The 21,905-nt window shown below is 38.8% G+C and carries 20 protein-coding genes and 1 pseudogene; 16 read left to right on the forward strand and 5 right to left on the reverse strand.

The window, feature by feature from the left end; genetic code table 11:
- Positions 1-32: 32 nt before the first annotated feature.
- On the reverse strand, positions 33-329 hold the full coding sequence (gene yxiS, locus BSO02S_RS03530; protein ID WP_066062511.1) for a protein YxiS: 297 nt from the start codon (positions 327-329) through the stop codon (positions 33-35).
- A 175-nt stretch (positions 330-504) separates the two neighbouring features.
- On the opposite strand from yxiS, the gene BSO02S_RS03535 reads away from it, so the two are divergent.
- The 3 genes and pseudogenes from BSO02S_RS03535 to BSO02S_RS03545 all read left to right on the forward strand — a co-directional run bounded on the left by BSO02S_RS03535 (position 505) and on the right by BSO02S_RS03545 (position 2,888).
- Positions 505-786: a DUF1292 domain-containing protein gene (locus tag BSO02S_RS03535; protein WP_066062514.1), complete on the forward strand. Its 282-nt coding sequence runs from the start codon at positions 505-507 to the stop codon at positions 784-786.
- Between the two features lie 119 nt (positions 787-905).
- On the forward strand, positions 906-1,154 hold the full coding sequence (locus BSO02S_RS03540; protein WP_066062517.1) for a hypothetical protein: 249 nt from the start codon (positions 906-908) through the stop codon (positions 1,152-1,154).
- Between the two features lie 137 nt (positions 1,155-1,291).
- Positions 1,292-2,888, forward strand: a pseudogene (locus BSO02S_RS03545) (amidohydrolase).
- 79 nt (positions 2,889-2,967) lie between these two features.
- On the opposite strand, the gene BSO02S_RS03550 reads toward BSO02S_RS03545, so the two are convergent.
- Positions 2,968-3,360: a hypothetical protein gene (locus tag BSO02S_RS03550; protein ID WP_066062523.1), complete on the reverse strand. Its 393-nt coding sequence runs from the start codon at positions 3,358-3,360 to the stop codon at positions 2,968-2,970.
- Between the two features lie 186 nt (positions 3,361-3,546).
- Positions 3,547-4,722 (reverse strand): glycosyl hydrolase family 18 protein, encoded by a 1,176-nt coding sequence (locus BSO02S_RS03555; protein WP_066062526.1) that lies wholly within the window; start codon positions 4,720-4,722, stop codon positions 3,547-3,549.
- A 190-nt stretch (positions 4,723-4,912) separates the two neighbouring features.
- Here BSO02S_RS03555 and trhO point away from each other — a divergent pair, with 190 nt between their 5' ends.
- The 3 genes from trhO (at position 4,913) to BSO02S_RS03570 (ending at position 9,176) form a co-directional block, all read left to right on the forward strand.
- On the forward strand, positions 4,913-5,872 hold the full coding sequence (trhO, locus tag BSO02S_RS03560; protein ID WP_066062529.1) for an oxygen-dependent tRNA uridine(34) hydroxylase TrhO: 960 nt from the start codon (positions 4,913-4,915) through the stop codon (positions 5,870-5,872).
- 159 nt (positions 5,873-6,031) lie between these two features.
- On the forward strand, positions 6,032-7,819 hold the full coding sequence (gene pepF, locus BSO02S_RS03565; RefSeq protein ID WP_066062532.1) for an oligoendopeptidase F: 1,788 nt from the start codon (positions 6,032-6,034) through the stop codon (positions 7,817-7,819).
- A 139-nt stretch (positions 7,820-7,958) separates the two neighbouring features.
- Complete coding sequence (locus tag BSO02S_RS03570; RefSeq protein ID WP_235846853.1) at positions 7,959-9,176, forward strand: CapA family protein; 1,218 nt, start codon at positions 7,959-7,961, stop codon at positions 9,174-9,176.
- Between the two features lie 54 nt (positions 9,177-9,230).
- Here the strand turns inward: BSO02S_RS03570 and BSO02S_RS03575 are convergent, their stop codons facing one another.
- A complete protein-coding gene (locus BSO02S_RS03575; RefSeq protein ID WP_066062535.1) occupies positions 9,231-10,775 on the reverse strand; it encodes a glycosyltransferase family 2 protein in 1,545 nt (514 codons plus the stop codon).
- A gap of 235 nt (positions 10,776-11,010) precedes the next feature.
- Between BSO02S_RS03575 and BSO02S_RS03580 the strand changes: the two genes are divergently transcribed.
- Genes BSO02S_RS03580 through BSO02S_RS03600 form a run of 5 tightly spaced genes read left to right on the forward strand, consistent with a single transcriptional unit; the run spans position 11,011 to position 15,975 of the window.
- Positions 11,011-11,928, forward strand: a complete 918-nt coding sequence (locus tag BSO02S_RS03580) for a hypothetical protein (protein WP_066062538.1) — start codon at positions 11,011-11,013, stop codon at positions 11,926-11,928.
- Between the two features lie 25 nt (positions 11,929-11,953).
- On the forward strand, positions 11,954-12,601 hold the full coding sequence (locus BSO02S_RS03585; RefSeq protein ID WP_066062541.1) for a DUF4129 domain-containing protein: 648 nt from the start codon (positions 11,954-11,956) through the stop codon (positions 12,599-12,601).
- Positions 12,598-13,740: a DUF4350 domain-containing protein gene (locus BSO02S_RS03590; protein ID WP_066062544.1), complete on the forward strand. Its 1,143-nt coding sequence runs from the start codon at positions 12,598-12,600 to the stop codon at positions 13,738-13,740. Before BSO02S_RS03585 ends, BSO02S_RS03590 begins: the two co-directional genes overlap by 4 nt.
- Entirely contained in the window at positions 13,737-14,666 is a 930-nt protein-coding gene (locus BSO02S_RS03595; RefSeq protein ID WP_066062547.1) for an AAA family ATPase, read from the forward strand. The genes BSO02S_RS03590 and BSO02S_RS03595 overlap by 4 nt, the downstream gene beginning before the upstream one ends.
- Positions 14,617-15,975 carry a DUF58 domain-containing protein gene (locus BSO02S_RS03600; protein WP_235846855.1) on the forward strand — a complete coding sequence of 453 codons (1,359 nt, stop codon included), beginning with the start codon at positions 14,617-14,619 and terminating at the stop codon, positions 15,973-15,975. The genes BSO02S_RS03595 and BSO02S_RS03600 overlap by 50 nt, the downstream gene beginning before the upstream one ends.
- On the opposite strand, the gene BSO02S_RS03605 is transcribed toward BSO02S_RS03600, so the two are convergent.
- A complete protein-coding gene (locus tag BSO02S_RS03605) occupies positions 15,953-16,927 on the reverse strand; it encodes a stage II sporulation protein M (RefSeq protein WP_066062553.1) in 975 nt (324 codons plus the stop codon). The two genes, BSO02S_RS03600 and BSO02S_RS03605, sit on opposite strands and share 23 nt — an antisense overlap.
- 121 nt (positions 16,928-17,048) lie before the next feature.
- Here BSO02S_RS03605 and BSO02S_RS03610 point away from each other — a divergent pair, with 121 nt between their 5' ends.
- The 5 genes from BSO02S_RS03610 to BSO02S_RS03630 all read left to right on the forward strand — a co-directional run bounded on the left by BSO02S_RS03610 (position 17,049) and on the right by BSO02S_RS03630 (position 21,898).
- Positions 17,049-17,852 carry an RDD family protein gene (locus BSO02S_RS03610; protein ID WP_066062556.1) on the forward strand — a complete coding sequence of 268 codons (804 nt, stop codon included), beginning with the start codon at positions 17,049-17,051 and terminating at the stop codon, positions 17,850-17,852.
- A gap of 201 nt (positions 17,853-18,053) precedes the next feature.
- Positions 18,054-18,578 (forward strand): RNA polymerase sigma factor, encoded by a 525-nt coding sequence (locus tag BSO02S_RS03615; protein WP_096190869.1) that lies wholly within the window; start codon positions 18,054-18,056, stop codon positions 18,576-18,578.
- On the forward strand, positions 18,568-19,485 hold the full coding sequence (locus tag BSO02S_RS03620; RefSeq protein WP_066062561.1) for a hypothetical protein: 918 nt from the start codon (positions 18,568-18,570) through the stop codon (positions 19,483-19,485). Before BSO02S_RS03615 ends, BSO02S_RS03620 begins: the two co-directional genes overlap by 11 nt.
- Before the next feature lie 386 nt (positions 19,486-19,871).
- The gene (locus BSO02S_RS03625; protein ID WP_066062564.1) at positions 19,872-20,801 is read left to right on the forward strand and encodes an ABC transporter ATP-binding protein; all 930 of its coding nucleotides are present in this window, start codon (positions 19,872-19,874) and stop codon (positions 20,799-20,801) included.
- Positions 20,798-21,898, forward strand: a complete 1,101-nt coding sequence (locus tag BSO02S_RS03630; protein ID WP_066062567.1) for an ABC transporter permease — start codon at positions 20,798-20,800, stop codon at positions 21,896-21,898. The genes BSO02S_RS03625 and BSO02S_RS03630 overlap by 4 nt, the downstream gene beginning before the upstream one ends.
- Positions 21,899-21,905: the final 7 nt, after the last annotated feature.

A 21,905-nucleotide genomic window follows, 5' to 3' on the forward strand; every position in this document is an offset into this window, starting at 1 on the left:
CTTTTTGGAATTATTCAGGGGAAGGTAATTACCTATTTCATCTTACGTATTTCTTCAGTCACAACTAAAGCAAGATCATCATTTCCAAATAACGATAACACACCTAACAATGTTTGGTCAGCTACTTCTCCCGCTTCTTCCTTTGGCACCGTTAACTCAAGTGCTTCCCTCAAGGCAGGATTGGCGGACTGATTTGGGTAGGCTCTTAAATATACTTCTTCGGGGTCAAGGTGATGATTGACGCACCATTGCGCAAAGATAAGAATCATCATTTTTTCTTCCCCTTGATAGTGTTCAATAATTTTTTCTTCTAATTGTTTTTGATCCATATCGTTTTCTCCTTAAGTAGCTTTATAAACTAATTATAATAGATTTTTTAGAAATAGTCAGGTATAGTAAATGTTTTCAATCGGTAAATATGAGATGATAATAAAGGTTTAATTCTAGTCATTTAAGATATACTGTTTGAAGGTAGATTTTTTAAAATTTATGGGGGTATAAAACATGAGCAAAATTGAAGTAGGCGAAGTCTTTACCATTAGCGATGAGAATGAGGTAGAACAGGAAGTTGAAGTGCTTGGAGTAATGACTATTGAGGGTTCGGATTATGTTGCGGTTGGATTTGCAGACGACATTAAACAAGAAACGGATGAGGATATTGATATTTTCTTTTTGAAGGTCGATGAAGATGGGGATTTCTCTGCGATAGAAAGTGATGAGGAATTTGATAAAGTATCTGCCGCATTTGATGAAATGATGGATGAAGATGAGGATGAGGTAGAGTAAAAAGGAACTGAAGGAAGGGGAAAGCCTTCCTTCTTTTTCTATCAATTGGAATAATTATGCATGAATAAAATTTATTTTGGAACACTAAATAGGAGAACATCAACAAAGGAGTAAATTGTATGTTAATTGAAAAAGGAACAATATATCAAATTTCACAAGGTGTTAAAGGTTTTTACAATTCGGCTGAAACCATGACAGTGAAAAGCAATAATGGGGTTACTGTACAGTTCATACTTGGAGATAGCAAGGGGCATGGCTCAATGCCGCTTGATCACTTAAATTATTTATTGAAAAAATCAAGCTTAACACAAATACCAAATAAACTAATGTTATTGAATACGGATAGCGATGATGAACAAATTGGTTAATCATACAAAAACATTATTGCTTTAACAAAGGCATTACTTCGACAAGGGGTAATGCTTTTTTCATAATTAACTCTAATTGCCGGCATCTGTATTATAATAGATACTAAGATTCATGAAAGGCAGAAGGAGTGATTAATATGTCAGTGAAGATTTATACCAATGGGGCATTTTATACCTTTGATGCTGCCCATCCATCGGTTGAAGCCGTGGTGGTGGAAAACGGCAGAATTTTAGATGTTGGCACACATCAGGAAATGGTCTTGCAATGGGGCAGAAAAGGCGCCGCCATAATCGATTTACAAGGTAATATGGTGACTCCTGGTCTGATTGACAGCCATCTGCATCTTTCAGGTGTAGCATTCCATTTTTTAGACCTGGATTTAACAGGGGTAAAAACAAAGCATGCGATGCTTGAAAAGATACGAGAGAGAGCTAGTACATTTGCTCCCGGAAAATGGCTGATTGGAATGGGCTGGGATGAGAATCTATTTGAGGATGGTTCGATTCCAACGATAGAGGAGTTAGATCAAGTTGCACCGCATTGCCCAATCTATCTGAAAAGGATTTGTCATCATGCCTTTCTAGTTAATAGCAAGGCGCTTGAAATGTGTCAATACCAACCTTCCCTTGAAGTTCCTGCGGGAGGAACTATCGTTCTTGATTCGGTTACGAAAAAACCTACTGGACTATTGCTTGAATCTGCATCACAACTAATTACCAAATACATACCTGAAAAAACATATGATGAATTAAAAAATGGTTTGGCCCAGGCGATGAAGTTTGCTGTGCGGAAGGGATTAACGAGTGTACATACTAATGATCCCGCCTATTTAGGCGGTCTTGATCAAACCTATAAAATGTATAACGAATTAATAAATCTTGAACAAAAAGGTTTACGCTGTAATCTGCTCATCGATTATCCATACTTAAATAGATTAAAAGAAAAAGGTATGTATGCGGGGTTTGGAAATGAGAAATTACAAATTGGCGCTATCAAGATTTTTGCTGATGGAGCATTTGGAAGAAGAACGGCCTTCCTATCGGAGCCCTATGCGGATGAACCCGGGCAGTGTGGTGAAGCGATGTTTGATCAAGAAAGACTATATGAAATTGTTAAAAATGTAAGGAGTCATGCCATGCCGCTTGCTGTCCATACGATTGGCGATCAAGCGTTGCAACAGGTTTTGGATATCCTTGATCAATTTCCAAGAGTGAAATATCGAGACCGCTTGATCCACGTTTCTCTCATTCGAAAGGATTTAGTGGAGCGTTTGGCTGACCCAAGCCGAATTGCTGACGTCCAGCCTAGATTTGTTGTTGGTGATTATCCATGGGTGAAAGAAAGACTCGGGGAGAGGCGGGAACAAGATTTATACGCATGGAAAACATTACTATCGGCGGGGGTATTGTGTGCCGGCGGCTCTGATGCACCAGTAGAACCGGTTGATCCCTTGTTAGGCATTCATGCGGCCGTTACGCGCAGAGCCCCTTGGCAGTCACATCAAGGCTGGAATGAAAAACAGAAGCTGTCGATCCACGATGCCATTAAGTTGTTTACAGTTGGCGGTGCTTTGGCCACAAATGAGGAAGATAGCAAGGGAACAATTTCAAGGGGAAAGTTAGCAGATATGACAGTCTTCTCGAAAAATCTCTTTTCCATTGAAAACCCGGATGAACTGTTAACAACAAATGTTTGCTATGACCATTATTAATGGTGAAATCCAAGTGGTATAATCTAGGCTTTGCTGGGGATGGAACAAATACATAATTAAAAAAGAATTCCCAACCACATATTGGTTGGGAATATTATTGTTTATTCGGAATCCGCTGGACTAATACCACCGAATTCTCCATCAATAAAAACAGCCATGATTTGTACTCCTGCATTATTTGTAAATGGAACACCTACAATTATTTGTCCAGTTTTATTAAATCTAAGGACTTCAACAGAATTGGCGCCTTGCCATTTAAAACTATCCTTTTTAAGATTTTTTTCTACTTCCTTATATTCTTTACTGCTAATTATTTTTGCAACGATTTTATTTCTTTCAGCTCCGAAAATGGGTGTAACGTTGTGGCACTCACAATTTTCATCCACTGTTTGAGGTGCAGTTGTTGGTTCTGCCGCCTTTGCAGTATTCCCTGTAGCCACAAACAATGATAATGCAATAAAGCCCCCAAATAAAACTGTTAATAACTTCTTCATTCTTTTTCCTCCTTTATTTAAACTCCCATACTAAATTCTCTAAATTTCGACAAACTCCTTCAAAAAACTTGGAAAAATATTCGACAAATACCATATTTTATTACAATCTTGTGTCAGGCACCACTATGATAAAGATAAAACTAGAAAAGGCTGCATCCTCTAAAGAAGAGAGTGCAGCCTTTTCGTTTAGTTGTTTTTCTTTACTGTATAGTATTTAATAGGATCTTTACTTGAATCCTTCAGTGCCCCAAAAATAGTACTTGTAAGACTGTGCGGTCCTTGGGCGTCAAGTCCAGCCTCCCACAGCATCATGCCGCCGAAGCCGTGATCAAGTGCCAGTTTGGTTTTCTTTTTCATGGTCGTATCGCCATTATAATGATAGGTTGTGCCATTCATACTAACAGTATCTTTTGAAGCATTTGCCGGGTCCTTGTTAATAATGGCTCCATAGGAAACCTGTTTGATTTTTGGATTATCAGGCTGGGCGTAAAAGGGAACACCCAAAACGAGTTTTTCCTTTGAAATTTTTTGTTTTTCAAAAAGGTCGGTCCAATAGTTGACGATTTTCTCCGTAAACGGATAGGGAGATAAGTTGGCCGCATTATACCTGTCATCCCACTGGCCATCGTAGGCCATGATATTGACATGGTCCACATCCCGAAACATGGAAGGTTGATACTTTACAAAGCCGATTTCGGTCAAGGTTACGGCATGTATTTTTGAATAGACGGCTATAGACAGCTCCTTCTTTTTTGGATGAAGCTGTGTGCTTAACTCTTTCGCAAAAGCAGCAAGATTTTCCGCATCCGCATCCGAGCGCGGGTGCTCAAAATCGATATCAATTCCATCGAGTTTTTCTCGAACGGCAAAACTTGTAAGCTCGTTAACTAGCTTTGTTCTAGATGTAGGATTAGTTATCGCTGCTTTAAAATAGGGATACGATTCACCGCCACTGATGTGAAACCAGCCGCCAACAGCCAACATTACTTTTGTATTGGATTTTTCAGCTTTTGCTACGGTTGTCCGTAAGTTTTTTAAGGCAGCATCACCATTAAGCAAAATGCCTCCGTCCTTTGTCGGATGGGCGAAGGAGAAAATCACATGGGTTAGTTTGGAGTAATCAACGACGTTTGGATCACGAAAATCCTGTACATAACCGATGAGGACCTTTGATTGTGTTTTTTCCACTTTTGGTAATTCTTTTGTAGGCGGTTTGATGGCCGATAAAGGTGCTCTATCTGTATTAATAGTTTCTGTTTGATCATCTTTTGCGTTGTTAGTGGAGAAAAAGACTCCGGTAACAATTCCCCCAATGAAGGTAATCGCAATTACCAATGTAATGAGGAGATAACGTTTTTTCATCGTTTGTTCCTCCTTACTATTCTTTACATTAAAAATTGTAACAGATAAAGTAAGGAAGAATGGTTGGTAATATCCACCTATCTAGGCGTTAAAGCCTTTCAAAAGTTGAAAAGATTCTTGTTTTTGATATAATAAAAAGGTTAATGATAAAAAGACATTTATTTTTTATAAAGATTTTAAGGTGGTCAGTATGAATCAAGAATATAGAGTATTGTTGTATTATAAATATGTAACGATTGAAAATCCTGAAGAAGTTACCCAAGAACATCTTCAATACTGTAAAGATTTGGGCCTTAAAGGCCGAATCATCATTGCAGCGGAAGGGATAAATGGGACGGTGTCAGGCACCATTGAACAAACGGATGAGTATATGAAATATATGGAAGAGCATTCTCTTTTTGCAGGGACTATTTTTAAAATCGATGAGGCCCCCGAGCATGCTTTTAAGAAAATGCGGGTGCGGTGCAGACCTGAACTTGTGACGTTACGTTTAGAAGATGATGTCGACCCGAATATTCAAACCGGAAAGCATTTGAAACCGAAGGAATTCTTTGCGGAAATGCAAAAGGAAGATACGGTAGTGATTGATGCACGAAATGACTATGAATATGATTTAGGTCATTTCAGGGGTGCGGTTCGACCTGATATTTTGAATTTCCGTGATCTGCCTGATTGGATCAGAGAAAATAAACAGACGTTTGAAGGCAAAAAGATTCTTACCTATTGCACGGGTGGAATTCGTTGTGAAAAGTTTTCGGGCTGGCTCCTTAAAGAGGGCTTTGAAGATGTATCACAGTTAGATGGCGGGATTGTTACTTATGGAAAAGATCCCGAAGTACAGGGTGATTTATGGGATGGGCAGCTCTATGTGTTTGATGAGCGAATAAGTGTTCCTGTCAACCGAAAAGAGCATGTTATTGTCGGGAAAGATCATTTCAGCGGTGAGCAATGTGAGCGTTACGTGAATTGTGCCAATCCTGAGTGTAATAAAAAAATCCTTTGTTCAGAGGAAAACGAACATCGTTATTTACGGAGCTGTTCCCATGAATGCAGGATTCATCCGAGAAACCGTTATATTTCAGAGCATGGATTAAGCGAAGAAGAGGTAAAGGAAAGACTCACGACCTTAGAAAAAGAAGTTACTAGATAAGCAGGTTTAGGCAGTTCATTATATGAGCTGCCTTTCTTGTATATATGAAATCTTACATAAAAAGAGGAAATTATCGATAAATATTGAATATACTTGTGAAGGCTTAAGCGAACTGTTATGAAATTAAAACAGAGTAAATTTCCTGAAAGGGGCGTTAAAATGTCGACATTCACAAGCAGAAATGAAGTACCGGTGCATGAAAAATGGAATTTAGCTGATATATATACTGACCTTAGCGAATGGGAAGAGGATCTTCAGCTGATTGAAAAAATGGCAGAAAAACTAAAGAGATATGACGGGGAAATAATAGACGGTTTTACCTTGTTTCAATATCTAAAACAAGGAGAAGAGTTATCATTTCTTTTCAACAAAGTTTATGCGTATGCAATGTTGATGGTGGATGAAAATACAAGAGAAACCAGGCCGCAATCATACTTAGACCGTGCAAAACAATTGAGTGTGAAAGTTAGTGCATCAACCTCGTTCTTCTTACCCTTTCTATTAAGCTTAGATGAGGAAACATTAAAAAGTTATATTTTAGAGGAAGACAGGCTGGAATATTTCGCGGAGGACTTATGGGAGTCCTTCCGGTACAAGAAACACGTGCTTAGCAAGGAGCAGGAGGAAGTTCTCTCGCAATTAGGGGAAGCACTATCCGTGCCGGGACATACGTTCGGAATGATGAATAACGCGGATATTAAGTTTGGGGAAGTAACTGGGGATAATGGAGAACGTGTGGAGTTAACCAGAGGAATGTACACCAAATTAATCGAGGATGAAAACAGGGAAAAGCGCAGGGAGGCCTATAAGGCCTATTATCAGCCTTACGTACAATTGAAAAATTCTATTGCCTCAACGCTTTCAGCGGCTATAAAAAATAATGTCACACTGGCTAAAATCCGTCATTATCCGTCTGTGTTAGAAAAAGCCTTATTTGGTGATAAAGTTCCGAAAGAGGTCTATCTGAATCTGATTGAAACAACGAAAAATAATATTGCTCCACTTCATCAGTATTCAAGGATTCGCAAGGAAAAACTGGAGCTAGATGAACTTCGTCAATATGATATGAGTGTCCCGCTCGTTAGTGGAGTAAAACAAGTATTACCGTATGAGGAAGCCTATGAAACGATGTGCAAGGCTTTAGCACCTTTAGGAGAGGAATACATTAAAACCCTTAAGGAATTTAAGGATTCCCGCTATTTAGATGTTCGGGAAACACCTGGGAAACGGTCTGGGGCATACAATCTTGGCGTGTATGGTGTCCATCCTTTCATCCTCTTAAATCACCAAGATGATTTGGATAGTTTATTCACGTTAGTCCATGAATGCGGGCACGGGGTTCACAGTAAGTTGAGTTCACAACACCAGCCGCAAATTACCGCCCGTTATAGTATATTCGTTGCGGAGGTAGCCTCAACCGTTAATGAGGTCCTTTTAATAAACTATTTATTAACCAATGAAAAGGATGCTGACCTTCGGAAACACCTGCTCAATCACTTCATTGATCAGTTTAAGGGGACATTCTTTACGCAGGTAATGTTTGCGGAGTTTGAGATGAAGACACATGAAATGGCTGAAAAGGGACTGCCCTTAAATGTAGAAGTATTCAATCAAACCTATGAGACTTTGTTCCGGGAATATAATGGGGACGACGTAGTTTTTGATGAGGAAGTGAAATATGGCTGGTCAAGAATTCCTCATTTTTACCGTCCATTTTACGTTTACAAGTATGCAACTGGATTTGCCTCAGCCATCCATTTGGCAACCAAGATTTTGGACGGCGACCAGCAAACCCTAACTTCTTATTTAGAATTTTTAAAGAGCGGCAGTTCGGATTATCCTCTTGAATTGTTGAAGAAGACCGGGGTGGATTTAACCACACCATACCCAATCGAAAATTCACTTAAACGGTTTGGAGAACTGGTGGAAGAATTCTCGAAACTCTAAGATTTATTATTTGTCTGTTAGAACCACCGAAAGTCACCTTCATCAGAGTGACTACGGTGGTTTTTTATTTTTAATAGAGTAAAAGATGAAGTTATTGTAGAATTAAGAAGATTAGATATATAAAAGGGGTTAATCAGATATGAGCAGAAAAAACGACATGAGCGAAACAAAGACTAGAAAAGAACGTCATCGTTCCAAAAAGCCTATTCCATTTATTATCATTGCCATAGGTGTGATACTGGCTGCAGGCTTTTTCTTTACTAGTAAGATAAAGTCCGAAGAAGCCTCTACTAAAATTCCAAAGAACGAGGTAAAAAGTTCTGTAGTGACAAAGAAACACGAAACGGAGACCAAACCGGAGGTAAAACCGGAAACGAAGCCGGAACCGGTAATCGAAACATCAATTAAAATTAGTGCAGCTGGGGATTTTACCCTTGGGACTGATGAGACCTTTACCTATAGTGATTCCTTCGTCAAAACAGCTTCAGCCAAGGGGCTCCCATATTTTATTGGAGGTTTGGATGATATCTTCAAAAAGGATGATTTTACAACAGTAAATTTAGAAACAACACTTACAAATGCTACAAACAAAGCAGAGAAAAAATTTCGCTTTAAAGGTGATCCTTCCTATGCAAAAATTTTAGAACTAGGCGGGATTGAAGCGGTTAATTTAGCAAACAATCATATCCATGACTACCTGCAGAAAGGCTACACGGATACCATCTCCTCGCTAGAGAATCAAAAAATCGGCTATTTTGGTTACGACAATCAATACATAAAGACGATTAAAGGCGTTAAATTGGGGGCATTGGGGTATGAGGGCTGGAATGATACAGCAGAGATACGCAAAATAGTCAGCCAGGATATCAAAAAATTACGGGCTCAAGGGGCACAGATTGTTCTTGTCCATTATCATTGGGGGAATGAAAGTCAGTACGTCCCGAATGGTTCGCAAAAGTCATTAGCACGGTTTACGATTGATAGTGGGGCGGATCTAATACTTGGTCATCATCCCCATGTGGTCCAAGGGATTGAAGAATATAAGGGGAAATTTATTGTCTATAGTTTAGGCAACTTTATGTTTGGCGGGAATAGAAATCCAAGAGACAAGGATACGTTTGTTTTTCAACAAACCTTTCATTTGAAAAATGAAGTCCTTTCAGATGCAAAAGAAATTAATGTGGTTCCTTTTTCGATTTCTTCGGTTTCCTCGAGAAATGATTATCAACCTACGTTATTAACTGGCTCAGAACGGGAAAGGGTCAAGCAGAAGATCATTGATGGTTCTAACAAAATCAATGGCTCTGCTTGGCTTGTATATGAAAATAATGATCAAGTAGTAAAAAAAGAGAACTAGTCATTTTCTAGTGGCTTAATAATAAAGTTTAAAGGTTCAGTAACCACTGTTCCTTTATTTTATGGAAGATATTTTTAAGCCAACGTTCGAGTAGGTGGTATTGTAAAAAGTAAAATCACGATTCTTATATTGATATTGGTTCTTACTTTGAATCTGTTTTCTGATATTAATTTTTAAATAATCATTGAAACGTAGAAAGATAGCATAATTTGATGACGGATAATGGTTTAGTAGTTCTAAATCCAACTCTAATATCCCATTCCCACTCTTATCAACCTTCACAGGCAGGGAAGATTCAAGCAGGCAATTGTTTGTATCACGAATCAGTCCATGTGTGAGTGAATCCAGATGATCACCAAATACCTTAAATTTAAGATAATATTTATTCTTATCAACATATTCTTCTTCAAATGTCGAATGCATTGGAATTCTTATATATTTGAATGGGTCTTCTAGAAAGGGGACAACAACATAGGGAAGATTATCTTTAATGATAACCTCCTTTATTTTTTCATTCTTATCCCATGCAAAAAGGTTCTCAAGTTGCTTATATTTTCGATCAGTGTACAAGTTATATACGACTTTGTTCATTGGTTGAAAGAATTCACCTGAAAACTCATAATTTAACTTTTTCGTTGTTTTTAACACTTGATTAAACTTATAGTAATAGACGCGCTTAAGCCTTGTTTTTTGAAAATGAGGTGTAGTGAAAAATCTCGTAATTGAATCAAATTCATATAATCGATTTAAAACCATCTTCTTTTTTTCTATTTCTAAATTCTTGTTGATAATATGGTTAATCACTTTAAGATTACAATTTGACTTTTGGATAATGTTGGTCTGGTTTGACAAACGAGTGTTTTGATTATCGATTCGATTCAAATAATAAATTGGATGTTGCGTCGTGGAAATTGACTGACAATGCGTTAAAACGTCAATGAAAAATTGTTTGTCTTCAGCAAATTTCATTTCAGGAAAAAAAATCTGATTGTCCTTTATTACACTCGTTTTTATCATTCGTGCCCTGGGTCCTAAATGATGAAAGATATGTGGGATCGAAAATGGTGATTCACTTCTTCTTTCTTTACATGATTCATGCTCTCCGATAATAATTGTCTTACCTTTTGCTTGAATTTGAATGGTTTTCCCAACTGCATAATCATCACTTGTTTCCTCTAAAATGGTCGATAATACTTCGAGTCCATTGGGTTCAAGCCAATCATCCGCATCCAAAAAAGTCATATATTTGGAGCTAGCCAATTGAATACCGATATTACGCGGACGGCCAGGTGTACCAGTATTTCTTTTAAGAAAAACGACAATGATGTTATCAAATTTTGAAGAGTATTCTAATAAAATATCTCTTGAGGAATCGGTAGATCCATCATCGATTAATATATATTCGAAATTTTCCATGCCAAGGGATTGATTTAGGACAGAGTTAATCGTTTTTCTCAGATATTTTTCAGCATTATAAACGGGGGTAATGACAGAAACTAATGTGGGATTCCGCTGGTTGTTGAATTTTTGATAAACGATATAATATCCTTCAGCGTTATAATTCATTATTTGCTGCTTTTGTTTCCATTTCCATAGCATGTTTATACCTCAACTTTCTGTCCCTCTTTTTCTTACTTTTACTAATATGTAAAAAGCAAAACCATTATTTATTCTTTGACAAAAATTACAATATTATTCGAAAAACAGATCTCCTACGTTTAATTACTATGGAAGCAGTCCATAATTTACGTTCTTTGACAACTTTTTACACCAAATATATCTGAAAAATGTTAAAATAATTCTTAATGATAATTATTCTAGGAGGATATTACCAGTGGATAAAAAATTTTCTAGCTCAAAAGGTTTTGGAGAAATACTCGATTATACTTTTCATTTAACTAAAAACCGCTTTAAAGACTTTTTTATGATTTTCCTCATTTTAATGGGACCGGTTTATTTACTTCAAGCGATTATTCAGTTATTTTCTGGAACTAGTTTTTTCAGAGAAGTTGGCAGCGGGAATACCTGGTTTGAGGGGGTTCTATCTAGTTTTAAAGAGTCAGGAACATTTGATCCGAACGGCTTTGGCATCGATTTAGGGTTAATACTGGTGGGACTTGTCAGTGTAATCTTGGGTCCCGTTGCGGAGGCAGCCATTCTATTTGCTACCGACCACGTTCGGAGAGATGAAGAATATACCGTTGGGTCTGTGATCAAACAAGCCTTTTCCCGCTTTTGGCCAATGATTTGGAGCAGTCTTTTATTTGGCCTCATTACTTTTGGGATTATCCTTATTCCTATAGTCATCATTGGTGTCACCGGGGGTGCGGTTGGAACAATGGTGAATCCTATTGCTGGTATTCTTTTGGGAATTCTGTTGTTTTTAGGGTTTGCTGTTGGAGTTGGCTTGCTATTAACACGCTGGAGCTTTTATTTTGGTTCGGTTGTCCTGGATCGGGAATCACCTGGACTCGGGAGAAGCTGGCGGCTTACTCATAAGCGTACCTGGGCATTGGTGGGTCTTTATATTATCTTTTATTTGATCATTTCTAGTATCAGTTTTGGGGTTCAAATGACTTTTGGCCTTTTTTTAGGGAATAGTGTTTTGTTATCAATTATTTCCAATATTGCTACCTTATTTACGACAATGCTTTTCTCGGTGGGCTATGCTGTGATGTATCTTGATCTAAAAAATAGGCATGATGCCGACGATTTAAAAGAAATGATAGACGACTATAACGATGTTAACTAAAAAACCTATTAAGTAGGTGGAAATTTTGCTTGATCCAAACAAGGCACGAGATATCCTTAAAGAAATATTGAATACACATGAATATAAGGTATATCAAACCGATTCAAAGGGTTTGATTGAAACGTTGTGGGACAAAGCAATTAATTGGATAGGGCGTCTGCTGGCCAAATTGTTTCCTTCGATTGAAACAGCAAGCAGCGCAGCTAAGCCGATTCTTATTGCCATTATCATTACTGTTATCCTGCTTTTAGCTCTGTCACTATTTTTAATTATTCGCAATCACAGAAGGAATCAAATACGGAGTAACAAAAAGCCGCTCCATTCATTGAAGGAAATAAATTGGACTTCGCAAAGACATCTTGCCGAGGCTGGGAAACTAGAGGCATTAGAAGAGTTCACCGCTTCTACCCGCCATTTATTTTTAGCCTTACTGATGCACTTTCATGAAAAGGAATGGCTTGAGGCAAGAATTTGGAAAACCAACTGGGACTACTATGAAGAACTTCAGAGGGTAAATCAACAATGGGCTGAGGAATTTTATGGTTTTGCTGCTTTTTTTGATGAGGTAACATATGGGGAGCGTTCTGTTCAGAAAGAAGAGTACCTTCAGTTTCGTGTGGAAGCTATAAAGTGGCTTGGTAAAACGGAAGAAAGGGGGATGGAGATTACTTGAAGAAACTTCAATCGAATCGACAGGGCTGGATTTGGATTGCCATTCTGCTCTTTCTTTTTATAGTAATAAGTTTTTCTCTGCTTTCACAAAAACCAAAGGCTTATCCAAACTATGTTTCTGATTCTCCTTCCCCTACCGGAGTGAAGGCGTTTTATACATATCTTAACAAGGTAAAAGATGTTAATCGTTGGGATCATTCTCCGAATCTGTTTCAAAAGAGTCATGAAAAAAAATTACTGGTCATGGTCGAACCTGCCTTTATTCCTGATAAAAAAGAAATGGATGCCTATATTGACTTTATGAAGGACGGAAATACAATCCTCTTATTCAAGGATAATCCAAAAGGGATGTTTGATTTAAATACTGGGCCTTTTGAGGAAACTCCTTCCTTCACAAAAGATGAATTAAAGGTTTATGATCAAAATCATAAAGCGTTTATGGCTGAAATAAGTTCCCCGATACGATTAATTCCAAATAAGCAAGACCAGATATTATTCAAAGATGATGCTGGTCTAATTGCCCTGAAACGGACATTCGGAAATGGTCAATTGATTGTTACGATCACTCCGGAGTGGATAATCAATAGCCAACTTTTAGATGAGGATCATTTACCGCTGATACTTAAACTTATTAACGAAAGTAAAGCCAGTGAAATTTTATTTGATGAATACGTTCATGATGGTCAAAACGCCGCAGCTATTACGACATTATATCCAAAATGGTTTTTGCTGCTGCTCTTACAAGGTATCCTCCTCGTAATCCTCTGGCTTTGGTACAAAGGGAAACGTTTTGGACCCATTATTGTTCCTAGGGACGAAACGGTGCGTTTCAGTGATGAGGGAATTAGGGCATTAACCGCTTGGTATCTCAGAGGCAAACGCTATCATGATTCATTATTGATTCAAGCAGACTATGCTAAGCTCCTCCTCCAGGAACGATGGCAGATCCCATACAGCAGGGATTGGAAGGATCTTGCTAGTTATTTGGAACGGAAATGGCTGGGGATACCACGAGGTGACATTCGTCCATTTCTAAACGGTTTGTCGACTATCATGGAAAAAGAAAAGATAAGCAAACAGGAATATTTACTATGGTCAAGGAAGCTTGATCAATTACGGAAAGAGGTGGAGGAAGGATGAAGGCAGAATTAACATCCTTTTTGGATAAATATGAAGAGCGGATTTTAGGCCAAAGTCTAAATCTCAGGCTCCTATTAGCGGCTATTTTATCTGGTGGGCATGTCCTTCTTGAAGGAGTGCCAGGCACAGGCAAGACACAAATGGTACGGACATTAGCAAATCTATTGGGCGGGAGCTTTAACCGCATCCAGTTTACACCGGATTTACTGCCGAGTGATATCACGGGAAGCACGATTTACAATATGAAGGATAGTACCTTTCAAACCCTGAAGGGACCCATTTTCACAAATATTCTTTTAGCCGACGAAATTAACCGAACGCCGGCGAAGACACAGGCAGCCCTACTAGAGGCAATGGAAGAAAAGCAGGTGACCATCCAAGGGGAAACCTACCCATTGCCAGAAGTGTTTTTTGTTGTCGCCACCCAAAACCCGATTGAATTTGAAGGCACCTACCCGCTGCCCGAAGCACAGCAGGACCGGTTCTTATTTAAGCTGCACATTGACTTTCCAACCTTTGAAGAAGAGAAAAATGTGTTAAAACAAGTAATTGAAAATAGCTTTAATAAAATGCCGTTTGCTTCGATTCTAGACATGAACACTTTTTTAGAGATTAGAAAAGAAATCGAAAAAGTTACCGTTGGGGATAATGTGTTAGATTATATTATGAAAATCATCAGGAAAACGCGGGAAACGGAAGCCATTCGCTTTGGGGCTAGTACTAGAGCCGGGATATCGATTGGTAAAGCAGCACAAGCATGGGCGTATCTTGCCGGTCGGAATTATGTAACGCCAGACGATATTAAAATGACGGCGAAGCCTGCATTAAGACACCGAATTCAATTATCCCCGCATGTAGAATTGGAGGGAGCAACCGTTGACCAAATCATTGAAGAACTGGTGGGATCGGTTCCTGTTCCGAGATAGCGGAGTATTACCTACCAAACGGTTGATGTTAATTTTCATCATTCTATCGCTGATGTTATTGATAGGGACTGCCTGGGATATCTCATGGGGATCCCTCATTACCATAAATATCGGTGTTTTTTTCCTTAGTCTGTTAGACCTGCAATTTTCGCCGAAAAAAAAACAACTTTCCTTTAAACGAACCTTATCAGAAGAGATGGAACGAGGGATCAGCTATACGGGGCAGATTGAAGTAAGGAATATATCAAACCATCCTTTTTCATACCGAATGATTGATGGGCTGCCACAATCATTTGAAATCCCCTTTCCGATTGGCGGGGTTGTTCCAAGGGATTCAATAATAGAGGTTACCTATGAAACGACTGCCGACGAACGTGGTAAATATGAAATCAACAAGCTATATTTTCGCTATACGAGTTTGCTCGGTTTATGGGAAAAGCAAAAGACGGTTGAATTAATCGATACAGTGAGAGTCATTCCTGATTTGACCGAAACAAAGCAGTATTTAGAAAATGCTCAAAAATTTCTAGTCTATGAAGGTTTGAAGATTCGAAGGCAGCGAAGTGGTGTCGGAGATTTTTCAAAGATAAGAAGTTATGTTGTCGGTGATGATCCGCGTAAAATAAACTGGCGCCAAACAGCTAAGCTCCAAGAAGTGATGACGAATGAATATGAACCGGAACATGGCAAGTATATTACGATATTAATTGATTGCGGTCGAATGATGGGCGCAGAATTGACGAAAGGGAACCGGTTAGAAAAAGCGTTAGAGGCGGCACTGACAGTGACGGCAGCTGCACTTAAAAAAGGTGATTATGTTTCTGTGCTTGCTTTTTCGAAGGAAATAAAAGTCTTTGTTCCCCCTGCAAAAGGACTGGCCCACTTACAGACCATCCTAAAGGCTATTTATCATTTGAAAGTGGATGCTGCCGAGTCCAATTATGGCGCGGTACTGCAGTATTTAGAAACAGTCCAAAAGAAGCGAAGTCTTCTCTTATTATTCAGTGATGTCAGGACCTTTCTTCATGAGGAAAGTGCTTTGACCTATTTAAAAAGGCTAAGGCAGCGGCATTTGTTTTTAATGATTGGAATTGAGGACCAGACTCTCTTAAATAGGGTAAAGGAGGAACCGCTGAATGTACAAGCAGCGATGGTGAAAAGCATTGCCGAGCAGCAAATCCTTTATAAGAAAAGGGAAAAAATAAAATGGGAAAAACAAGGCCTCCAATTAATAGAGGCCCGGGAGGAGAAACTGGCGATTGCGGCCGTTTCCCATTATATCGAGATTATGAATCAAAACCTTTTGTAGCTTTGAGCAGTTTTAGCTTGCCAATCACAACATAAAGGATTAAACCTATAACGGTTAAGATGGCAACGATATACTTTGCTTCTAATGAGATGGCGGCCGGTGTGATAAAACCTTCAATCACGCCGGCAATGACAAACAATGGAATCGTCCCTAGTAGTAGCTGCACGGAACGCTTCGCTTGCAGCTTTAACTGATAGCCTCTTGTATATTGTCCCGGAACAAAGAGCTTGTAGCCCATTAACAGCCCGGCACCGCCGGCAATGAAAATCGCTGTCAGCTCAATCATCCCGTGTGGAACGATATATGCCCAAAAATCATAAGATTTTCCATGATGCCAAAAAAGGGCAGCAAGGGCACCAATGAGGATGCCATTATAGATCATTAAGTAGACGGTCAGAAGTCCAAATGTCACTCCCCCTGCAAAGGCCAATATCGCCACCTTGATGTTATTGGTCATTATGCTGGCGGACATAAGCGAGGGATCCATTGCTGCAGCGCCTTCTCCCAGGTGCTCCGGGTCAACGCCTTGCGCTATCTCCGGTGGAAGGATGGAATAAATATGCAAAGGATCATTCATTACCGAAAGAAAGCTGCCGACGGCACCAATCATAAACAGGATTAGCGCCGCCATCACAAACTTCCATTGCTCTAACAATAAACCAATAAATTTTGTGCTGAAAAAATAACGAATCTGTTTGAAGCTGGAAACTTGATCCTTGTACATCATGTTATGTGATTTAGAAACAAGTCCATTCAAATATTGCGTTACTTCATCTGTGGGAAAATAGGTTTGACTGTAGGAAAGATTCTGCGCTGCTTTTTGATAGAGTCGATGAAACAGCGAAATATTGGCACCGGTTATCGTATTTCTGCGCTTACCTAAAGCGGTCACCAGCTGTTCAAGCTCTTTCCATTCGTCACGATGCAGTTTTACAAATTGCTTTACATTCATTCTGACACCTCTTGTTATAACACGAATATGTATTTTTTTACTATTCTCCTTATTATAATAATTTTATAGAAAAATAGGAACAGCTTTAGATAAAATCATCTTAGAGAATGGGGGAAACCTAATGAACCAAGAACAATTGGAGATTAAAACACCGGAATACGTCTCGCTTAAGTTTCAAGTCGCTGGTTTAGGCAGCAGGGCCGCAGCATTTATCATCGATCAGCTCCTATTAAACGTTGTTAACATTCTGGCTATCATTGTTGTATTGCTGATCATGGACGGGTCGTCACTACTACCGTTTTTTATCTTCGAGGACACTCTTCCTTTAGCGATTACGATTATTGTCCTGTTTATCATTAATTGGGGATATTTTTTTTCCTTAGAATTTTTTTTAGGTGGAAGAACGATTGGAAAGAAGCTCATTGGGATTAGAGTCATCCAAGAAAATGGGCACAGTATCACCTTGTTATCAAGCTTTATCCGCAATCTGATGCGAATTATTGACACCTTGCCGACAGCTTATTTTCTAGGGATTATCATGATCTTTTTCCATCCGAAGCATAAGCGGCTGGGAGACCTTGTCGCTGGAACGATAGTGGTCCATGAGCGGAAGGAGAAACGGAAAAAGAGGCTTACTCCGATTGAAAAAGAAATTGTGAGCAGAGGGATTTCAAGGGATGACCTCATAATCGATGAATGGACGCTCAAAGCCTTTACGGCGAAAGATTGGAGGCTAATTAATACATATGCCGCCCGTTTTACCCAATTAACTTTAGTGGAAAGGAATCAATTTGCGAGACAAATCGGCGAGATTCTGCTCCAGAAGATTGGACAAGATGTGCTTGGGAAAAACGAACAGGAATTGGAAAATACATTACTTGTACTCTATTTAATTCTTAAAGATGAATGGGAATTTGAAATGTGAAGATAGACTGCCAAGAATGGCAGTCTATCTTTTTAAATGGCTATGTTACTATGAGAGGTTCATAATGCCCGTGGACAGGAAAAAATGACTCGAACTGGCACCTATGGCAGGTAGGCCAACATAGACATTAAAAAAAAGTGTCACAATTTACGTTTCTGCACGACTTATGGGTAAGAAAGAAAAAAAGAAGGTGATGGGGGCTTGAGAAAAGACAAAGAAGAGCTTTTGATGGAGTGGTATGAACAGTATTATGATGATATTTATCGATTTATTTTATTTATGATTGGTGATAAGCAATCATGTGAGGATTTGGTCCACGACACTTTTTTACGAGCATTCACAGGACTTGAGCAATTTGAAAACCGCTCAACCGTTAAAACGTGGCTGTTTGGAATTGCGAGGTATTTGGTGTTAGATGAAATTCGAAAGAGACAACGAAAAAGGTTATTTAACGTGATAGGATTTTCTCATGAAATACCTTCCTCAATTGATGTCGAACAGCTAATCGAGAATCGGGAGATGGTTCTTCAGCAAATGCACAATATTCAAACGCTGAAACCGAATTATCGTCTCGTAATTTCGTTAATCAAGATTGAAGAGTGTTCAACAAAGGAAGTAGCGGAGATCCTCAATTGGTCTGAGGCTAAAGTCCGTAAAACCTTATCAAGAGCATTGCAAGCTCTCAGGAAAATGAACGATAAAGGAGGGGAAATTTATGGCGGATAATAACTTTGACAATCAATGGGAGCAGCTAAAGCAAATTGGATTAACAGACACACAAAAAGATGCAATCAAAGATAGAATTCAACAATCACTCGCACAAGCCCCTTCTAAAGTACAGCCATTTAAGTTTCTGCAATGGAAAAGTGTCATTGCCGCGTCACTGCTTATTGTTATTTTTGGAGGATTTCTGTTCATGCTGTTGGAGGAGAGCCCTAGACTAAATAGTGCTGACTATTTCACAGTTGATGATCAATTATTCAGCTGGGAGCTTGAAGATGTGACTAGTAAAAAAGCAGGCGGGAAATTAGAGCTTTACTACAAGAATAATCCGATTCCGTTTGGAATAGTGAAAGAATTGACCGAAGTAGAAAAGAACGCAACAATCGCTTCTAAATCGATGTTTGTTAACAAAGAACTTGAACATTTTCCTTATAAAACAAGCATGTATATTGAGCACGTAAAAATGCAGGACGTCGTCATCAGGTATTACTTCTTTATACCATTGACAGCGGAAAAATGGATACAGTTTACGTTTGATTATCCAAAGCTTGAGTACGCAAATATTTTTAAAGCCATGTCAACATTAGAGCTTAAAGGGAAAGAATCTTATCATCATAATAAGCCGCTTTACGTGACCTATGGCTACGAAAGGATGATTTACCCGGTTGATTTAGAACCAATTTCGGTTACTTCAAATAATTTCGAAGTGTATCGTTGGGAAGGTGCATCCAATAAGGCCTATCATCAGTATGTAGAAAAAATTCTCCAGGATGTGGGCAGTTGGCAGAAGAAATCCGGAAAAGGACTGTCAACTACCTTTGTTTCAGTAATCTTCCAGAATGAAGTTACCATCACATTAAATGGTAATGAACTAACCTATGAATATTTCTACCCCGAACAGGATGAATAATTACAAAGTACATGTGTAGAGTGAAAATAAATTTAGAAAATTCGCGACCGATTCAACACAAGTTGATTCGGTCTTTTTTTTGAAAGAGCGTAGCGCAAAAGCTATAAAAACATTACAACGATAAGTTTTAAAAAAAAGATGGATATGGAGGAAATTATTTAACATACAGTCATAAAAAAGGGGTCGGATTACGACTTCTTTTTATGTGCTCAGATAGTTCCATTTGTAGTTGTTTTTAATTCTAGAGGAATAAATTATTTTTTGTAGAATAATGGTATTCAGAGTTGTTTTTTAACAAGAACAAGTGTCCATAAATTACTAAAGATAAAGATTAATAGAAGGGTGCAGTATGTACGGTTAAGTCTGAATAATGAGGAGTGTGAAAGATGGATTCTCAAGAAGAAATCATTCGAGTTATCAATTTGGTGAAAACATATGGCGATTTCACAGCGGTAAAGGGAGTCGAATTTCAGGTTCATAAGGGAGAAGTTTTCGGTCTTCTCGGTCCAAATGGTGCGGGAAAAACCACAACGTTAGAAATGTTGGTAGGGCTTAGAAAGCCCGATCAAGGGACAGCGATTGTTGGTGGGTTCGACATCACAAAAGAATTAAAAAAGGTAAAAGAGGTTATCGGAGTTCAATTACAATCGACGTCACTCTTTGAACTGCTTACAGTGGAAGAAATCTTACATTTATATGCAAGTTTTTATCCAAAACAGGTTTCTATTCCGTCCTTAATTGAGGAGATGCTGCTAGCCGAAAAAAGGAAAAGTCGGATAAAAAGTCTATCAGGAGGACAGAAACAAAGATTGGCCATTGCCCTGGCACTTGTTCATGACCCATGGATTATATTCCTAGATGAGCCTACAACAGGGCTTGACCCACAGGCACGAAGAACGCTTTGGGATATTATCCTTCAATTAAAAAAGCAAGGGAAAACAATTGTGTTAACCACCCATTACATGGATGAGGCACATGTATTATGTGACCGAATTGCGATTATGAATCAAGGCGAGCTTATTGCGTTAGACACACCGTCCCAGCTTGTAAAAAACCTGCAGTCAGATAGTGCAGTTGAGTTTCGGTTTCAAAATGAATCCTCTGAAGTGGAGTTACATGAAATCGAAGGTGTAACAAAGGTTGGGAATCAAAAGGATGTTTTTGTTCTATATACAGATGATCTTCAGCTCACTTTAACCAGCTTAATTCACATGGCCTCGGATAAACAGCTTAAATTAACAGATTTGCAAACACGAACAGCTACATTAGAAGATGTGTTTTTACATATGACCGGAAGGAGGCTAAGAGAAGGATGAGAGCTTACTGGCAACTAACATTATCGCAGCTGCGGATTTTCCTTCGAAATCGACAGGTCTTGTTTTGGACGCTGGCTTTTCCGCTTTTCCTCATGGTTATCCTAGGTTCATTTTTAGGAAATGGTAATGGGATTTCTTTAACTATTGGTGTTGTAGACCAAGATCAATCCTTTCAATCAAAGGAATTTTTAACCACCCTAATTGAAAACAAAGCATTAACTGTACAAATAGAAAAGAGTGAAAATAAAGCTTTAAACAAATTGAAAAAAGATGATTTACAGCTAGTTGTCGTCATCCCAAAAGGATACGGTGCAAGCTTAAGTAGGCCACCAGCAAAAAATGCCCCCTATTTACTTCCTGTTTACTTTAATGAAACGAACATTGCTGTTACACAAGTCGGTCTTCAAGTGGTCAATAATTTAGTTGATGGAATAAGTAAAGAAAAGCTCGATTATCATCCTGTAGTTGTAATGGATATGAAAGGGGTCGAAACGCTAAATTTAAAGTATATTGACTTCTTAATACCTGGGATTGTTGCGATGATGATTATGAGTAACAACATGAATGGCGTTGCTGGTCAAATTGCTGCCTGGAGAGAGCGGGGAATATTAAGAAGGATGCAAGGAACCACTTTAAAAGCTTCTACTTTTATTGCGGCGCAAATTACTGCCCGCCTTGTATTGAATGGCATGCAAGCACTTATTGTTCTAGGGGTAGGACATTTGATATTTGGTGTTGAAGTCCGCGGGTCGTGGTTTACTCTAATCAGTTTTGTCATATTAGGGATACTCGCATTTATGGCGATTGGATTTATTATTGCAGGCATTGCTAAAACGCCAGAAAGTGCTGCGCCAATTGCCGGTTTTCTCTCTTTTCCGATGCTCTTTTTGGGCGGTGTGTTTTTCCCGATTAAAAACATGCCTGAATTTCTGCAGCCAATCATTCAGATTTTACCCATTGCCCATCTTAGCCATGCCTTAAGAGAAACAATGAATGTTGGAGCATCGTTTATGAGCTTAGGGACAGAGGCGTTGATTTTAGGTGGTTGGCTCGTAGGTGCATTTATCATTGCCAGCTTTACGTTTAAATGGGAATAGGAAGAGG

This window comes from Neobacillus soli NBRC 102451 (assembly GCF_001591665.1).
Lineage (GTDB): Bacteria > Bacillota > Bacilli > Bacillales > Cytobacillaceae > Neobacillus > Neobacillus soli.

Bases quoted from the DNA above. Each gene is read 5' to 3' on its own strand.
- yxiS (WP_066062511.1), bottom strand. From the start codon at position 329: ATGGATCAAAAACAATTAGAAGAAAAAATTATTGAACACTATCAAGGG.
- BSO02S_RS03535 (WP_066062514.1), top strand. From the start codon at position 505: ATGAGCAAAATTGAAGTAGGCGAAGTCTTTACCATTAGCGATGAGAAT.
- BSO02S_RS03540 (WP_066062517.1), top strand. From the start codon at position 906: ATGTTAATTGAAAAAGGAACAATATATCAAATTTCACAAGGTGTTAAA.
- BSO02S_RS03550 (WP_066062523.1), bottom strand. From the start codon at position 3,360: ATGAAGAAGTTATTAACAGTTTTATTTGGGGGCTTTATTGCATTATCA.
- BSO02S_RS03555 (WP_066062526.1), bottom strand. From the start codon at position 4,722: ATGAAAAAACGTTATCTCCTCATTACATTGGTAATTGCGATTACCTTC.
- trhO (WP_066062529.1), top strand. From the start codon at position 4,913: ATGAATCAAGAATATAGAGTATTGTTGTATTATAAATATGTAACGATT.
- pepF (WP_066062532.1), top strand. From the start codon at position 6,032: ATGTCGACATTCACAAGCAGAAATGAAGTACCGGTGCATGAAAAATGG.
- BSO02S_RS03570 (WP_235846853.1), top strand. From the start codon at position 7,959: ATGAGCAGAAAAAACGACATGAGCGAAACAAAGACTAGAAAAGAACGT.
- BSO02S_RS03575 (WP_066062535.1), bottom strand. From the start codon at position 10,775: ATGCTATGGAAATGGAAACAAAAGCAGCAAATAATGAATTATAACGCT.
- BSO02S_RS03595 (WP_066062547.1), top strand. From the start codon at position 13,737: ATGAAGGCAGAATTAACATCCTTTTTGGATAAATATGAAGAGCGGATT.
- BSO02S_RS03605 (WP_066062553.1), bottom strand. From the start codon at position 16,927: ATGAATGTAAAGCAATTTGTAAAACTGCATCGTGACGAATGGAAAGAG.
- BSO02S_RS03610 (WP_066062556.1), top strand. From the start codon at position 17,049: ATGAACCAAGAACAATTGGAGATTAAAACACCGGAATACGTCTCGCTT.
- BSO02S_RS03620 (WP_066062561.1), top strand. From the start codon at position 18,568: ATGGCGGATAATAACTTTGACAATCAATGGGAGCAGCTAAAGCAAATT.
- BSO02S_RS03625 (WP_066062564.1), top strand. From the start codon at position 19,872: ATGGATTCTCAAGAAGAAATCATTCGAGTTATCAATTTGGTGAAAACA.
- BSO02S_RS03630 (WP_066062567.1), top strand. From the start codon at position 20,798: ATGAGAGCTTACTGGCAACTAACATTATCGCAGCTGCGGATTTTCCTT.